Source organism: Ensifer soli, assembly GCF_041928815.1.
In the GTDB taxonomy this organism is placed as follows: Bacteria; Pseudomonadota; Alphaproteobacteria; order Rhizobiales; family Rhizobiaceae; genus JBHFEI01.
Genome location: NZ_JBHFEI010000002.1, coordinates 43,080 through 58,736 on the forward strand (window position 1 = coordinate 43,080; position 15,657 = coordinate 58,736).

Annotated in this window: 14 protein-coding genes; 3 read left to right on the forward strand and 11 right to left on the reverse strand. The window is 68.5% G+C overall.

Translation table 11 applies throughout. The annotated features are described in order from the left end of the window. Window positions 1-94 precede the first annotated feature (94 nt). On the forward strand, window positions 95-793 hold the full coding sequence (locus ACEVQ6_RS02900; RefSeq protein WP_374887401.1) for an AAA family ATPase: 699 nt from the start codon (window positions 95-97) through the stop codon (window positions 791-793). Here the strand turns inward: ACEVQ6_RS02900 and ACEVQ6_RS02905 are convergent, their stop codons facing one another. Continuing rightward, complete coding sequence (locus tag ACEVQ6_RS02905) at window positions 794-2,539, reverse strand: chemotaxis protein (protein ID WP_374887402.1); 1,746 nt, start codon at window positions 2,537-2,539, stop codon at window positions 794-796. Window positions 2,540-2,674: 135 nt separating this feature from the next. Then, the gene (locus ACEVQ6_RS02910) at window positions 2,675-3,154 is read right to left on the reverse strand and encodes a DUF2938 domain-containing protein (protein ID WP_374887403.1); all 480 of its coding nucleotides are present in this window, start codon (window positions 3,152-3,154) and stop codon (window positions 2,675-2,677) included. 249 nt (window positions 3,155-3,403) lie between these two features. On the opposite strand from ACEVQ6_RS02910, the gene ACEVQ6_RS02915 reads away from it, so the two are divergent. Beyond that, on the forward strand, window positions 3,404-4,303 hold the full coding sequence (locus ACEVQ6_RS02915; protein ID WP_374887404.1) for a transglutaminase family protein: 900 nt from the start codon (window positions 3,404-3,406) through the stop codon (window positions 4,301-4,303). Between the two features lie 35 nt (window positions 4,304-4,338). On the opposite strand, the gene ACEVQ6_RS02920 is transcribed toward ACEVQ6_RS02915, so the two are convergent. Genes ACEVQ6_RS02920 through hutI form a run of 5 tightly spaced genes read right to left on the reverse strand, consistent with a single transcriptional unit; the run spans window position 4,339 to window position 10,198 of the window. Continuing rightward, window positions 4,339-4,914, reverse strand: a complete 576-nt coding sequence (locus ACEVQ6_RS02920) for a HutD/Ves family protein (protein WP_374887405.1) — start codon at window positions 4,912-4,914, stop codon at window positions 4,339-4,341. 2 nt (window positions 4,915-4,916) lie between these two features. Next, window positions 4,917-6,590 carry a urocanate hydratase gene (gene hutU / locus ACEVQ6_RS02925; protein WP_374887406.1) on the reverse strand — a complete coding sequence of 558 codons (1,674 nt, stop codon included), beginning with the start codon at window positions 6,588-6,590 and terminating at the stop codon, window positions 4,917-4,919. 2 nt (window positions 6,591-6,592) lie between these two features. Beyond that, a complete protein-coding gene (gene hutG / locus ACEVQ6_RS02930) occupies window positions 6,593-7,405 on the reverse strand; it encodes an N-formylglutamate deformylase (RefSeq protein WP_374887407.1) in 813 nt (270 codons plus the stop codon). 1 nt (window position 7,406) lies between these two features. Further along, window positions 7,407-8,942, reverse strand: a complete 1,536-nt coding sequence (gene hutH / locus ACEVQ6_RS02935) for a histidine ammonia-lyase (RefSeq protein WP_374887408.1) — start codon at window positions 8,940-8,942, stop codon at window positions 7,407-7,409. Window positions 8,943-8,944: 2 nt separating this feature from the next. Continuing rightward, the gene (hutI, locus tag ACEVQ6_RS02940) at window positions 8,945-10,198 is read right to left on the reverse strand and encodes an imidazolonepropionase (protein ID WP_374887409.1); all 1,254 of its coding nucleotides are present in this window, start codon (window positions 10,196-10,198) and stop codon (window positions 8,945-8,947) included. A gap of 120 nt (window positions 10,199-10,318) precedes the next feature. On the opposite strand from hutI, the gene ACEVQ6_RS02945 reads away from it, so the two are divergent. Further along, the gene (locus tag ACEVQ6_RS02945; protein ID WP_374887410.1) at window positions 10,319-11,665 is read left to right on the forward strand and encodes a formimidoylglutamate deiminase; all 1,347 of its coding nucleotides are present in this window, start codon (window positions 10,319-10,321) and stop codon (window positions 11,663-11,665) included. Here the strand turns inward: ACEVQ6_RS02945 and ACEVQ6_RS02950 are convergent. From ACEVQ6_RS02950 to ACEVQ6_RS02965, 4 genes are all read right to left on the reverse strand, one after another. Beyond that, the gene (locus ACEVQ6_RS02950; RefSeq protein ID WP_374887411.1) at window positions 11,657-12,073 is read right to left on the reverse strand and encodes a hypothetical protein; all 417 of its coding nucleotides are present in this window, start codon (window positions 12,071-12,073) and stop codon (window positions 11,657-11,659) included. The two genes, ACEVQ6_RS02945 and ACEVQ6_RS02950, sit on opposite strands and share 9 nt — an antisense overlap. A 155-nt stretch (window positions 12,074-12,228) precedes the next feature. Then, on the reverse strand, window positions 12,229-12,789 hold the full coding sequence (locus ACEVQ6_RS02955; protein WP_374887412.1) for a response regulator: 561 nt from the start codon (window positions 12,787-12,789) through the stop codon (window positions 12,229-12,231). Between the two features lie 94 nt (window positions 12,790-12,883). Further along, window positions 12,884-14,194 carry an NAD(P)/FAD-dependent oxidoreductase gene (locus ACEVQ6_RS02960; protein ID WP_374887413.1) on the reverse strand — a complete coding sequence of 437 codons (1,311 nt, stop codon included), beginning with the start codon at window positions 14,192-14,194 and terminating at the stop codon, window positions 12,884-12,886. Continuing rightward, a complete protein-coding gene (locus ACEVQ6_RS02965; protein ID WP_374887414.1) occupies window positions 14,194-15,564 on the reverse strand; it encodes a glutamine synthetase family protein in 1,371 nt (456 codons plus the stop codon). Before ACEVQ6_RS02965 ends, ACEVQ6_RS02960 begins: the two co-directional genes overlap by 1 nt. Window positions 15,565-15,657: the final 93 nt, after the last annotated feature.

Sequence of the window (15,657 nt, forward strand, 5' to 3'; positions counted from 1 at the left end):
AACCATAATCGGGGACACTCGTCGCACCGCGCCATGAATCGAAGGCGCCGGCTCAAGAGCGATGGCAAGGCTCGTCGTTGCGAGGACCCCCGCGATGCCCGTCATAACATTCGCCAACACCAAAGGCGGCGCCGGCAAGACGACGGCGGTGCTGCTGCTTGCGACCGAACTGCTGCGGCGCAGGCATCGCATCGCCATCATCGACGCCGATCCGCAGCGCTGGATCTCGCGCTGGCACGAGACGGCCGGCCGGATGGACGGGCTGTCGGTGGTCAGCTACGTCACCGCCGCCTCACTCCAGCACCATGTCGATCAGGCGCGGCGGCAGGCCGATTACGTCATCATCGATCTGCCCGGCGCTTGCACGCCGCTGATGGCGACCGCGATCGGCCTCTCGGACCATGTGATCATCCCGATCCAGGGCTGCGCGATGGATGCCCAGGGCGGCGCCCAGGTGCTCGAGCTCTTGCACTATCTCGATCGCCGCGCCGGCATCCGCATCCCCCATTCGGTGCTCCTGTCGCGGGTCAATTCGATGGTGACGACGCGGGCGCTGCAGGCGGTGAAGACGCTGCTCGCCGACCGGCGTGTGCATGTCTTCGACACGCCGATCATCGAGCGTTCCGCCTATCGCGACATGTTCGACCATCGCGGGCCGATCACGCAGATGAATCCGGAAAAGGTGAGCAACCTCGACAAGGCGCTGAAGAACGCCGATCTCTACGCCGAGGAGGTGCTGAGGCTGGTGCCGGCTGCCGGCCGCCCCGCGGCGATGATGCCGCAGGCCGCCTGATCAGAACAGGGCGTCGGCGAAGAGGTCTTCCTCGTTTTCGGCCGTGACGGGAGGCAGGGCGGCGCTTGCCGCAAGCGGCAGGAAGGCCGCATGGATCACCCGCTCCTGCGCCATCGTGTAGACGCCGTGGATCCCGGCGCTGAGCGGCGCGATCGCCTCGGCGATCCCGTCGAGGTCGATCGTGCCGCGCGGGGCGAGGCCCGCCGCAAGGTCGACGCATTCGCCGAGAACCCCGCCGAGTTCCGTCTGGAAGTCGAGCGTGGCAATCGCCGCGTTCATCCGGCTGAAGACGGCCTGGCCTTCCTCGGAAAAGGCGGTGAGCCCCGTCTCCATCTCGGCGCAGACGCCGCGGATCGCGGCGAGCGCGTCGGTCAGCGGGCCGCCGATGTCGCCGACCGTAACGCCGTCCTTGCGGGTCAGCGCCTGCGCGGCCGCCTCCACCTTGCGCAATTCGGTGACCGTCGCGTCGGCCGGGCCTTCGAGCTGGGCGGCGAAATGGCGCAGTTCGCCGCTGACGACGTTGACGGCGCGGCCCTCGTCGCCGAGGCGCGAGCAGCGCAGGTTCGAATTGAGCGCCATGTAATGGATATCGGTCTTGATCGCCCGGATCACCTCGATGCCCTTCATCAGGTCGTCCGCCGTGCCGACGACGGTCAGCACCACCTCGTCGGCGTCGCGGCTCGATCCCTCGACCCGGCCGACCAGCCGGCAGGCATCGGCGATCGTCGCCTCCATCGACTGCAGCACGGTGCGGCGCTCGCCACCGATCCCCTCTCCGACGAGCTTTCGGCCGAGACGCTCGTGCAGCGCGAGGATCTCGCCGGCGTCGCGGGTGAAGCGCGCGATCGTTCCATGGATGTTGCGGGCCTCCTTCTCGAAATCGGCGACCATCTCGCGGATCTGCGCCTCGCAAAGCTGCAGGATGGCGCCCTCGAGGTCGGCGAGCGCGGCTTTTCCGAGCGCCGTGCCCGCGTCCGAGCGGGCGAAGGCGTCGAAGGCGTCGAACGTGCTCTGGATATGCTCGATGCGCTGGCGGGTGATGTCGCCGATCTGCAGCGCCGACAGCACCGTGGCGATCTTCATCTGCACGCCTTGCGCCACCCGCTTGACCTCGGCGGCGATGTCGCTCATCTCGCGGTGCTGGCTGGCGAGCGCGCCGGAGCTTTCCGTGAGATCCCGCACGATGCGCGGGATCGTTGCGTTGAAATCGGTGAGGATCTCGCCGGAGAAGCGGCGGGCGCCCTCGAGCTTGCGCCGCATGTCGGCAAGATGCCCGGCGAAGCTGTCGACCTCGCGGCCGCCCGACTGGATGCGCTCGCGGATCTCGTCGGCGAATTCGGCGAATTCGGCAAGGCCGGCGCCGGTGATCTTCACGGTGACGGCGAAGGTGCGCAGGTAGCGGATCGTCTCGCGCATGTCCTCGACATGGCGGTTGGTCGACGCGCAGATGCCGGTCAGGTCGCGGAAGGTCGACTGGCGCGCCTCCTCGATGCCGGGCAGCTTCGCCAGTTCGGCGACGGTGCCCTTGAGGCCGGCGATGGTGCCCGTGGTCGTCTCGCCGTCGAGCGTGCCGGTCAGGCGGTCGAGGAGCTCGACGAGCCGGTTGAGGATCTCCATCACCGACACCAGCACGGCGCCGCCGTCGAGGAAGCTCTTCTCGATCCGCGCATGGGCGATAGAGAGCTTCTGCTCCAGGACGGGCCGCGGCTCCGCTTCGATCGTGATGCGCTTCAGATGGCTGTGCATGGCGAGACTCTGACCCTGTTCGGTCTCCAAGCTATTGAAGACGTGCGAACAAGCCGTAAACCGCCGCGCGCGCCGGGCCGCCTCGTGCCGGAATGGTGAACGGAATCCGCATGCGGCCCGTCGCCGCCGGCAGGTTCAGCGCAGGATCAGGGCCGTGCCGTACATGCCGAGGGCGAAGACGGTATGCGCCACGAGATTGAGGATGCGCACCTTGGTCGGATTGGGCGTCTTCGACGCGGCCCAGCCGATGCCGAGGCCGGGCTGCAGCAGGAACCAGCCGGCCGCGACCGTGACGATGCCCCAGATCCAGGCCGGCAGGAAGGTCGGCGCGTCGAGCCAGCCGGGGCCAGTGAAGACGATCAGGAGGATGCCGTAGAGGATACCGACGGCGTAATGGCCGATCCAGCCGAGCGCCAACTCGCCCTCGTAGGGGGCCGCCTCAGCGATGCTGTCATGGAAGACCTTGCCGTTCTTCAGGTGATAGAACCAGCGGCCGACCGGCGCCCAGTTCGGCAGGCCTTCGCCCGAGAGCCTGCCGTAAAGGATGGCCCAGAGATCCATGAGAACGGTCGCGCCGATGCCGATCGCGATCGAACGCCAGAGAATGTCGAACATGAGGCAGCCCAGTCAGAGAGAAATGTGCAACGGCGCGCAGAAAATCATCCGCCCCCTCGGTATGCAATCGCATCGCCCGCGAAAACGCGGATTTTCACGCGCGCGGGCGAACGGAGCGGTCGGACCTGTAACGCAAGCGTCACACTCCGGCACTTTTCCGCCATCCTCCTCCTGCGATCCGGCGTTTACGCTGCTATGGTCCGCGCCGATGCGCGCCGGCCCTTCGACGGCGGCAAGAGACGGACGATCATGACCATTTTTGCCGTCAGGCACCTGACCACCTATACCTACAGGCGCCCGGTCGCCTTCGGCGAGCACCGGCTGCTGTTCCGTCCGCGCGACAGCTACGACCAGCGGCTGATCGACGCGACGCTGATCGTCTCGCCGCGCCCCGAACCGGTGCGCTGGGTGCACGACGTCTTCGGCAATTGCGTCGCGCTCGTCACGGTCGAGGGGAAGGCACGGGAACTGAGCTTCGAGACGCTGATCCGGCTCGAGCACACGCCGCAGGCGATCGACTTCCAGATCGACGAGGCGGCGCTCACCTATCCGTTCTCGTACAGCGACGAGGAAATCCTCGACCTCGCCCCCGCGATCCGCCGCCATTACGCCGATCCGGACGACACGCTCGGCCGCTGGGCGCGCCAGTTCCTGCATGCCGGCACATCGACCCAGACCGGCCACCTCCTGATGACGCTCTGCTCGGCGATCCAGGACAGTTTCGCCTATGCGAGGCGCCACGAGCGCGGCACGCAGGCGCCGCTCGAAACGCTGAAGCTGAAGCGCGGCACCTGCCGCGACTTCGCCCTTCTGATGATGGAGGCGGCGCGCACGCTCGGCCTCGCCGCCCGGTTCGTCACCGGTTATGTCTACGTGCCGTCGCGCGACGGGTCGATGACGCGCGGCGGCGGCTCCACCCATGCCTGGTGCCAGGTCTACCTGCCCGGCGCCGGCTGGGTCGAGTTCGACCCGACCAACGGCATCGTCGGCAACCGGGATCTGATCCGCGTCGCGGTGACCCGCGATCCGCGCCAGGCGGTGCCGCTCAGCGGCAGCTATGACGGCGAGGCGGAGGATTTCGACGACATGGTCGTGCAGGTCAACGTGACGACGGAAGCGGAAGGGACGGACCTGCGCGAAACCGCCTGACGCCGCGCGGTCGGACTCCGCGCGATCAGGCTGCCTCAGGCCGTCATGGCGATCTCGATGACGAAGAGATCGGCATCCGCCGCCTCGAGGGTCAACCGGGCAGGCGCGTCGAGCCACACGGCATCGAGCGCCTCGAGCGTCAGGCCCGCGCCGATGGCGTCGATCAGGCAGGGTCCGGCCCGGCAGACGAGCACCGTCGTCACGGATGCCGTCGCCAGCGTCTCGACGCCCGCCACATGCAGGCGCCGGACCCGGTGGGCGCAAGCGCCGCGCCGCGTCATCACGTTGAGGTCGGTCACCGGCCCGTCGACGAGGCGGGCGAAGGCCGGCGCATCGGCCGGGAAGGGAAAGGGCGGGTCGGCGGGCCCGAGCCGTCGTTCGCCGATCCCGCCGACCGACAGGTCGAGGCCGGCGCCGGAAAGGATCGACAGCGTCCGCTCGACGCCGGGGAATTCGGAAAACGGTCCGTCCGCCGCGACCGTCGCCATGCTCACCCGCCAGTCGAAGGCGGAAAGCCCGGCGCCCTCAGGATGGCGGGCGATCTCGACGGTTTCGCCGCCGCCGTTCTTCCACGGCATGCGGCGATGGCCTGCGGCGGGGAGGACGCGCATCGTCAGTTGCCGAGGATCCCGGGCAGGCGCAGGCCCTGCTCCTTCGCACAGTCGAGCGCGATGTCGTAGCCGGCATCGGCATGGCGCATGACGCCCGTCGCCGGATCGTTCCAGAGCACGCGGCCGATGCGCTCGGCGGCATCCTCCGTGCCGTCGCAGCAGATGACCATGCCGGAATGCTGCGAATAGCCCATGCCGACGCCGCCGCCGTGGTGCAGGCTGACCCAGGTCGCGCCCGAGGCGGTGTTGAGCAGCGCGTTCAGCAGCGGCCAGTCGGAGACGGCGTCCGATCCGTCCTTCATCGCCTCCGTCTCGCGGTTGGGCGAGGCGACGGAGCCACTGTCGAGATGGTCGCGGCCGATGACGACGGGCGCCTTCAGTTCGCCGTTTCTCACCATCTCGTTGAAGGCGAGGCCGAGGCCGTGGCGGTCGCCGAGCCCGACCCAGCAGATGCGTGCCGGAAGGCCCTGGAAGGAGATGCGCTCGCGGGCCATGTCGAGCCATCTGTGCAGATGGGTGTTGCCGGGGGTGAGTTCCTTGACCTTGGCATCCGTCCTGTAGATGTCCTCCGGGTCGCCGGAAAGCGCCGCCCAGCGGAAGGGGCCGATGCCGCGGCAGAAGAGCGGGCGGATATAGGCGGGCACGAAGCCGGGGAAGGCGAAGGCGTTGTCCAGTCCTTCGTCCTTCGCCACCTGGCGGATATTGTTGCCGTAGTCGAGCGTCGGCACGCCGGCATCCCAGAAGGCGAGCATCGCCTCGACATGCACGCGCATCGAGGCGCGGGCGGCCTTCTCGACCGCCTTCGGGTCGCTCTCGCGCTTGTCCTTCCACTCGGCGAGCGTCCAGCCCTTCGGCAGGTAGCCGTTGATCGGGTCGTGGGCCGAGGTCTGGTCGGTGACGATGTCGGGACGGATGCCGCGCTTCACCATTTCCGGCAGGATCTCCGCCGCGTTGCCGAGGAGACCGACGGATTTCGCCTCGCCGGCCCTGGTCCAGCGGTCGATCATTGCCATCGCCTCGTCGAGCGTTTCGGCCTTCTCGTCGAGATAGCGGGTGCGCAGGCGGAAATCGATCGAGTCCGGATTGCATTCGACCGCGAGGCAGGAGGCGCCGGCCATGACGGCGGCGAGCGGCTGGGCGCCGCCCATGCCGCCGAGCCCGCCGGTCAGGATCCACTTGCCCTTCAGGCTGCCGCCGTAATGCTGGCGGCCGGCCTCGACGAAGGTTTCATAGGTGCCCTGAACGATGCCCTGCGTGCCGATATAGATCCACGAACCGGCCGTCATCTGGCCGTACATGGCGAGACCCTTCCTGTCCAGTTCGTTGAAATGGTCCCAGGTCGCCCAGTGCGGCACGAGGTTGGAATTGGCGATCAACACGCGCGGCGCATGGCGGTGGGTACGGAAGACGCCGACCGGCTTGCCGGACTGTACCAGCAGCGTCTCCTCCTCGCTCAGCGTCTTCAGCGTCGCGACGATGCGGTCGAAATCCTCCCAGGTGCGCGCCGCCCGGCCGATGCCGCCATAGACGACGAGCTCGTTCGGGTTCTCCGCGACGTCGGGGTCGAGATTGTTCATCAGCATGCGCAGCGGCGCTTCCGTCATCCAGCTCTTCGCGGAAATCTCCTTCCCGCGCGGGCTGCGGATCTCGCGGATGTTGTGGCGTGGGTTGCTCATGGTCACTCCCCTGTCTTCAGTGTCGGTGCCAGCGCTTCGATGCGCATGAGGATGTCTTTCAGGTGCAGGCGGAGCCGGTCCGCTTTCGTCAGGTCGAGCGCGAAGGGCGGCGCTTCCGTCGTAAGATGCGTCGATTGCGCCAGTTCCATCTGGATCGCGTGCACGCCCGTCTCCGGCCGGCCGTAGTGCCGCGTGGTCCAGCCGCCCTTGAAGCGGCCGTTCAGCACATGGGTGTAGCCGCCCGCAGCGCCGGCCGCCGTCAGCGCGGCCGCCTCGATCGAGGGATCGCAGGTCCGGCCGCCGTCGGTGCCGATGTTGAAATCCGGCAGTGTCCCTTCGAAGAGGAAGGGGATCTGCGAGCGGATCGAATGGCAGTCGTAGAGGATGGCGATGCCGTGAAGCGCCTTAACCCGGTCGATCTCGGCGGCAAGGGCGGCATGGTAGGGGGCGTGGAAGGCCGCCAGGCGGTCGGCGATGTCGGCCTCCGTCGGCGCCTCGCCGTCCTTCCAGAGCGGCCTGCCGTCGAAATCCGTTTCAGGCACGAGGCCGGTGGTGTTCTGGCCGGGATAGAGGCTGACGCCCGCCGGATCGCGGTTGGCGTCGATGACGTAGCGGTGGAAGGTGGCGCGCACCGTCGTCACCCCGGCAAGCAGCCCGTCATAGAGATGGTGGATGTGCCAGTCGGTGTCGGCGAGGATCCGGCCGTTGTCGTTCAGCCGGGCGAATATCGCCGCGGGCACATCGGTGCCGGTGTGGGGAAAGGCGAGGATGACGGGCGACGTTCCCTGCCGGACCTCGAAGACGGCCGGGCCCATCTCACGCCTCCAGCGCCGGCAGGATGCCTGGCGAGACGGCGCCGGTGAGCGTGCCGTCGGCGACGAGCTCCAGCGCCGCCTTCAGGTCCGTTGCCATGTAGCGGTCGACCGCGAGATCGGCGACGCGGGTGCGGATCGCGGCGATCGCCTTCAGAAGCTCCGGGCTGGTGACGAGCGGCGCGCGGAAGGCCACGCCTTGCGCCGCCGCCAGCGCCTCGATGCCGATGATGCCGAAAAGGTTTTCGGTCATCTGCAGGAGGCGGCGCGCGCCGTGGCAGGCCATCGAGACATGGTCTTCCTGGTTGGCGGAGGTCGGCGTCGAATCGACGGAGGCCGGGTGCGACATCTGCTTGTTTTCCGACATCAGCGCGGCCGAGGTCACCTCGGCGATCATTAGGCCGGAGTTGAGGCCGGGTGTCTTTGCGAGGAAGGCCGGCAGGCCGTAGGAGAGGGCGGGATCGACGAGAAGGGCGATGCGGCGCTGGGCGATCGCGCCGATCTCGCAGACGGCGAGCGCGATCTGGTCGGCGGCGAACGCCACCGGCTCGGCGTGGAAATTGCCGCCGGAGACGACCGCGTTGTCCGACAGCACCAGCGGATTGTCGGTGACGGCGTTGGCCTCGATTTCCAGCGTGCGCGCGACGGACCGCAGGAGATCGAGGCAGGCGCCGTCGACCTGCGGCTGGCAGCGGATGCAATAGGGGTCCTGCACCCGCTCGTCACCCTCGATATGGCTTTCGCGAATGACGGAGCCGGAAAGCAGCGCCCGCAGCGCCGCCGCCGCGCCGATCTGGCCGCGATGGCCGCGCAGCCCGTGGATGTCGGCGTGGAAGGGGGCGGAGGAGCCCATGGCGGCATCGGTCGAGAGCGCGCCGGTGATGAGCGCGGCCTGGGCCGCGCGGTGCGCCCGGAACAGGCCGGCAAGCGCCAGCGCGGTCGAGACCTGCGTGCCATTGATCAGCGCCAGCCCTTCCTTGGCGGCGAGCACCACCGGTTCGAGCCCCGCCCGCGACAGCGCCTCGCGGCCCGGAAGGCGCTCGCCAGCGAAGAAGGCCTCGCCTTCGCCCATCATCACCGCGGCGAGATGGGCGAGCGGCGCGAGGTCGCCGGAGGCGCCGACCGAGCCCTTTTCCGGGATGACCGGGACGACGCCCGCCTCCAGCATCGCCTCGATCAGGCGCACGAGCGCGAGGCGCGTGCCGGACGCGCCGCGCCCGAGCGAGATCAGCTTCAGCGCCATGATCAGCCGCACGATGTTTTCGGCGAGCGGCGCGCCGATGCCGCAGCAATGGGAGAGGATCAGGTTGCGCTGCAGCGTCGCGGTGTCGGCTGCGTCGATCCGGATCGAGGCGAGTTTGCCGAAGCCGGTGTTGATGCCGTAGACCGGCGCGTTGCCGGCGGCGATCTCGGCGATGCGGGCGGCGGCCTTTTCGATGCCGGCGTCGAAGCGCGCGTCGAGCCGCGCCGGTTCGCCGGTCCAGTAGAGGGTTTCGAGGGTCGAGAGCGGCACGGAGCCGGGATGGAGGACGAGGGTCATGCTTAGTCCTTGGCGTCGTGCCGCGCGGGTGCCGGCGAGAGGCGGCCCCGGCGGATGCGGGAGTGGAGCGGGTTGAAGCCCAGGCGGTAGACGAGCTCCGCCGGGCTCTCGATGTCCCAGATCGCGAGGTCGGCCCATTTTCCGGCTTCGAGCGTGCCGGTCTCGGCGGCAAGGCCGAGCGCCCTGGCCGCCTCGCGGGTGACCCCGGCAAGGCATTCGGCGACCGTCATGGAGAAGAGCGTCGCGCCCATGTTCATGGTGAGCAGCAGGGAGGTCAGCGGCGACGTGCCGGGATTGCAGTCGGTCGCGAGCGCCATCGCCACGCCCGCCTTGCGGAAGAGATCGACCGGCGGCTTCTTCGTCTCGCGGATGACGTAATAGGCGCCGGGCAGGATGACGGCGACGGTGCCGGCACGCGCCATGGCGTCGGCGCCGGCTGCGTCGGTGTATTCGAGGTGGTCGGCGGAAAGGGCGCCATAGGCGGCGGCGAGCGCCGCGCCGCCGAGATTCGACAGCTGGTCGGCATGGAGCTTGACCGGCAGGCCGAGCGCCTTGGCCGCCTCGAAGACACGGGCGATCTCGGCGGGCGAGAAGGCGATCCCCTCGCAGAAGCCGTCGACGGCATCGGCAAGCCCGGCGCTGGCGATCGCCGGCAGCATCTCGGAAATGACCCTGTCGATATAGGCGGTCTTGTCGCCGTTCATCTCCGGCGGCAGCGCGTGGGCGCCGAGGAAGCTCGTGACGATGCCGATATCTCGACGCTCCGCCAGCTTGCGGGCGGCGGAGAGGGATTTTCTTTCGTTGTCGAGGTCGAGGCCGTAGCCGGACTTGATCTCCACCGTGGTGACGCCCTCGGCGATCAGCGCGTCGAGGCGCGGCAGGGTCTCGGCGACGAGCTGGGCCTCGCTTGCGGCGCGCAGCGAGCGGACGGAGGAGACGATGCCGCCGCCGGCGCGCGCGACCTCCTCGTAGGTGGCGCCGTTCAGCCGCATCTCGAACTCGCCGGCGCGGTTGCCGGCATGGACGAGATGGGTGTGGCAGTCGATCAGGCCAGGCGTGATCCAGCGGCCCTCGCAGTCGATGCTCTCCGCGACGGGAGCGTTGGCGTTAAACGCGTCTTCGGGGCCGGCATGGACGATCCGGCCGTCGCGCACGGCGACGAGGCCCTTGTCAACGAGGCCCATACCTCCGGCCGCACCCGCGAAGGTGGCGAGCCGCGCGTTGCGCCAGAGGGTCAGCTCCGCCCGTTCCTCCATGTTTTCGCCCTCCACCGCGTTTTGCCTCTTCCGGGATGGCCAATAATGTATATACATAATGACGTCGCCTGCAAGCGGGTTTTTCCTGTCCCGCCTCGGCCCGGGGGAGGGAGACCGCCAATGACCACGATCTTTGCCGACGAAGCCTTGCTTTCCGATGGCTGGGCGCGCGACGTGCGGCTGACGCTCGCGGACGGCCGGATCGATGCGATCGAGACCGCCGCCCGCCCCCGCGCCGGCGACACGCGGCAAGCCGCGCTCGTGCCGGGCACGGCCAATCTCCACAGTCACGCCTTCCAGCGCGGCATGGCGGGTCTTGCCGAAAGGCGCGGCCCGGGGGAGGACAGTTTCTGGAGCTGGCGCACGGTGATGTATCGTTTCGCGCTCGCCATGACGCCCGAGGACGTCGAGGCGGTGGCGGCGCAGCTCTATGTCGAAATGCTGGAGGCGGGCTTCACCCGCGTCGGCGAATTCCATTACCTGCACCACGACCGCGACGGCACGCCCTATGCCGACATCGCGGAACTCGCGGCCCGCATCGCAGAGGCGGCTTCCGCGACCGGCATCGGCCTGACGCTGCTGCCGGTGCTCTATGCCCGCTCCGGCTTCGGCGGGACGGCGCCGGCGGACGGCCAGCGCCGCTTCGTCAACACGCCCGACAACTATGCCGCGCTCGTGTCGCGCTGCCGCGAGATCGTGGCGCCGCTGCCGGGCGGTCTTGTCGGCGTGGCGCCGCACAGCCTGCGCGCGGTGACGCCTCAGGAACTTGCCGTTGCCGTCGATCTCGCCGGTAACGGACCGATCCACATCCACATCGCCGAGCAGGTCAGGGAGGTCGAGGATTGCATCGCCTGGTCGGGCGCCCGCCCGGTCGAATGGCTGCTCGCCCACCAGCCGGTCGACGGCCGCTGGTGCCTGATCCATGCCACCCACATGACCGGGGCCGAGACCGATGCCATGGCGCGACGCGGCGCCGTTGCCGGCCTCTGCCCGGTCACCGAGGCCAATCTCGGCGACGGCACCTTTCCGGCAGCACGTTTCACCGCGGCCGGCGGCCGCCTCGGTGTCGGCTCCGATTCGAATGTGCTGATCGGTCTTGCGGACGAACTGCGCCAGCTCGAATATTCGCAGCGCCTCGCCCACCGCGCCCGCAATGTCCTTGCCCGGCCGGAAGCCTCGACGGGCCGCGCCCTTTTCGACGCGGCGGCAGCCGGGGGTGCTGCGGCGCTTGGCGTGGAAACCGGTCTTGCGGTCGGCCGTCCGGCGGATCTCGTCGGGCTTGCGCCGCGCGATGGCCTGCCGTTTCGCGGCGACGGCCTGCTCGATGCGTGGATCTTCGCCGGGGGCGCCGCGGTCGATGCCGTCTGGGTCGCTGGTCGCAGGCAGGTGTCCGGCGGTCGCCACGTCGCGCGGGACGCCGTCTCGGCGCGTTTCGCCAAGGTCATGCGCGGCCTGCTGTCAGCCTGAGCCGCGTCCGTCCGGCTTGTTTCCGGTAGCCCGCCGGACGATCCGGCCGACGAGGCGCGCGAGCACCCCGGCGAGGAGCCAGACGATGACGGTGTTGACGCCGATCGCGACGGTGCCGAAGGCGAAGACCGGAAGGGCGTCCGGTCGCTCGATCATATGCGGCAGGAGGTAGGCCCAGGGCAGCGACAGGACGATGGCAGGCAGGTTGTCGAACAGGCCCGGCTGGAGGCCGAAGATACGGAAGTGATAGACGGGAATGATCGCCAGCGTAAATATCCCGAGCGCGGCATAGGCGCCGGAGAGAAGGATCTGGAACGCCCTCGTGACGCGCGATGCCCCATGGGATGCGTCCGCTCGACGGGCCGATCCCCGAAGAAAGCGTGCGGACGGGTCGGGCGTTCGGTCCATCACGGGCTCCTCGTCTCGGGACGGGACCCTCGCACGCCATTCGGGCGTGCGCAACAGCCGGCACCGGCAACGCCCGAAGATGGCCCTGGCGCCTGAATGCGCTCACGACTTCGCGAACGCCCGGCCTCGCCGATCCTGGCCGATGAAGCCTTGCCTTACTGGAACAGCTTGAGCCGTGCCGGCGCCGGCACGGGTTCTCCGTTGCTGCGCCGCGCCACCGTGTAGAGGACCGCCTGTTTCAGCTCGTCCTCCGCCACCGGCTTGGCGATCACGCCGATCGCTCCCGGAACGCCGTCGCCGAGCTGTGCCGGATTGGCCGTCATGTAAAGAACGCTGACCCCATGCTGTTGCGCCAGAAGGCGGCCAATGTCCATGCCGGTCGGACCGTCGCGCAGGTTGAGGTCGACCAGGGCGATTTCCGCCAGGGGTGCCAGCGACAGGGCCGTTTCCCTGTCGGCCGCGATCCCGACCGGGCTCATGCCGAGGTCGGCCACGGCGTATTCGATTTCCGTCGCGACGAAGATCTCGTCCTCCACGACCAGAACCTTGAAACTCATCTCGTCACTCTTCGATATCGTCCGTCTCTTGCGGAGGCCGGGAGTGCCTCTCTTCCGTCTCGGCATCCGTCTGTCGACACGAGATAGGGCCGGCTCCGCCGATGTCCATCGGCGCCCTGGCGCAGTCTGGACCATAACCGTCAAAATTCCGTCAAGCATGCTCTATTGCGTCGGCTTCTCCTGCGAGCAAGTCCGGTCGTTTGCGGGCAAATGCTCGCCGACCGGAAAAGTTCCGACGCCTGTCATGAAAACGTTACAGCCCGACGGCGTCCTTGAACGCATACCACCAGGATCCGACGGTGGAATAGGGCGCGCGAAACCGCCGGCCGCCGGGAAAGGGAAACCAGCGGATCCTCTCGAAGCGCTCGAAGCGGGCCGGATCGCCGTCGATGGCCTCGGCGAGGGTGCGTCCGAAGAGATGGGAGCCGGTCACACCGTGGCCGGAATAGCCATGGGCGAAGAAGGTGTTCGGACCGATGCGCCCCATCTGCGGCACGCGGGAGAAGGAAAGAGCGAAATTACCGCTCCAGGCAAACTCGATCTTCCGCCCCTTGAGCTGAGGGAAGACCTTTTCGAGATTGGGGCGAAGTTTCGCCACGACGTCGGCGGGATCGGTGCCGCCATAGACGGTGCCCCCGCCGAAGATCATCCGGTGGTCGGCGGAAAGCCTAAAATAGTCGAGGATGTAGCGCACGTCCTCGACGCACATGTCGCTCGGGATCAGCGACCGCGCGAGATCCGCGCCGAGCGGCTCGGTGGCGATCATCTGCGTCGAGACCGGCATGACGCGGCTTGAAAGCGCCGGCACCGCGTCGCCGAGATAGGCATTGCCGCAGAGGACGGCGACACGCGCGGTGACGCGGCCCTTCCCGGTGTGGATCACCGGGCGCGCCTGCTCGTGCTCGACGCGGGTCACCGGAGAGAGTTCGTAGATCGTGCCGCCGAGGCTTTCGAAGGCGCGGGCCTCGCCGAGCGTCAGGTTCAACGGGTGCATGTGGCCGCCGGAGGTGTCGAGCATGCCGCCGCGATAGGCATCGGAATTGACCAGCGCGCGCAATGCCGCCTTGTCCAGCATCCGGTGGTCGTCCATGCCGTAGCGGCGCCAGAGCGCCTGCTTTTCCTCCAGCTCCTTCATGTGCGCGTCGGTATAGGCGGCGTAGATGTTGCCGCGCTTCAGGTCGCAGTCGATTTTATAGGTGGCGACCAGCCGGTCGATGATCCGCGCGCCCTCCTGCAGCAGCCCGCCGACGAAGGCGGCGGTCTCCTCGCCGTACCAGCGGGCGATCTTGCCGAGGCCGGCATTGAGCCCGTTGACGATCTGCCCGCCATTGCGCCCCGAGGCCCCCCAGCCGACCTGCGCCCCCTCGACGATCGTCACCTGATAGCCGCGCTCGGCGAGGTGGATCGCCGTCGACAGGCCGGTGTACCCCGCACCGACGACGCAGACATCCGTGTCGACCTCGCCCTCGAGCGCGACGGGCGTGCGGTGGATGTTGCGGCTCGCGGCATAGTAGCTCGGCGGATAGCGGCCGTCGCCGGCATAGGAAGAGGCGGGCTTTCCCATCAGACGATCTCCAGATAGGCGCTGAACTCGTAATCCGTGACCTGCTCGGCGAAACCGGCGATCTCCTGGCGCTTGCAGGCGATCAGCATCGAGCGCAGCACGGGATCGAAGATCTCGGCGGCGATGGCCCCGTTCTCGAAGGCATCGACGGCCTGTCCCCATTCGGCGGGGATCTTCGCCAGCCGCTCGGCCGAATAGGCGCGGCCGGCGACGGGGGCGGGCGGTTCCCAGCCGTTGCGGATGCCGACGAGGGCCGCGCCGAGGATCGCCGCCATCACGAGATAGGGATTGGCGTCGGCGCCGGCGACGCGGTGCTCGATGCGCCGCGCGGCCGGCTTGCCGCCCGGAATGCGGATCGCGGTGGTGCGGTTCTCGTAGCCCCAGGAGATCGCCGTCGGCGCATGGGTATCGGGCCTCAGCCGCCGGTAGGAATTGAAATGGGGGGCGAAGAGCAGGGTGGTCTCCGCCATGCCGCGCAGGAGCCCCGCCACGGCGTGGCGCAGCACCGGCGAGCCCTCGTCGGTGCCGTTGTCGAAGACGTTGTTGCCCTCGCCGTCGATCAGGCTGAAATGCATGTGCATACCGTTGCCCGAGCGCGTGCCGTAGGGCTTGGCCATGAAGGTGGCGGCCAGATTGTGCTTTCGCGCCACGCCCTTGACGATGCGCTTGAAGAAGACCGCGTCGTCGGCGGCCTTCAGCGCATCGTCGCTGTGGAGAAGGTTGATCTCGAACTGGCCGATGCCGTTCTCGGCGATCGCCGCGTCGGCCGGCACGTCCTGCCGCGCGCATTCGCGATAGACGTCGGAGAAGAACTCGCCGAAATCGTCGAGCTCGTCGATCGAGAGGATCGCGTCGCTGTCGAGCCGCTTGCCGGTATAGGGCGAGATCGGCGGCACGGCGTCGTCGGGCTCGGGATCGATCAGGTAGAATTCCATCTCGGTGGCGACGACCGGGGTCAGGCCGATCTCGGAGAACTGCCTTACGATGGCGGCGAGCGCCTGGCGCGGATCGGCGAGGAAGGGCGTGCCGTCCTCGCGGAAGAGCCAGAGCGGCACCAGCGCGCTCGGCCGCGAGGTCCAGCTGACGGGAAGCGGCCCCCTTCCGGTGACGCCGCAGATGCCGTCCATGTCACCGCTGGCAAAGACATGGTCGCTGCCGACGATGTCCTCGCCCCAGACATCGACGCCGACGATCGAGAGCGGCATGCGGATGCCGCCGCCAAGCACCTTGGACGCCTGCTCCACCGGCACGCGCTTGCCGCGCAGGATGCCGTTGAGGTCGCAGACGACCGCCTGGATGCTTTCGATCGGCCCGTTCGCCGCCAGCCATTCGCTGAACCTGTGGCGGTCGTCGTCGCTGCCGGACGTCATCGTCTTCCCCTTTGCCGCATGCCTCCCTCCTTCCTAGCCGAGCCGCGGCGGATCGGGAACCGGTTTACGGCAAAAAGGCGGCAGGACCGGCCC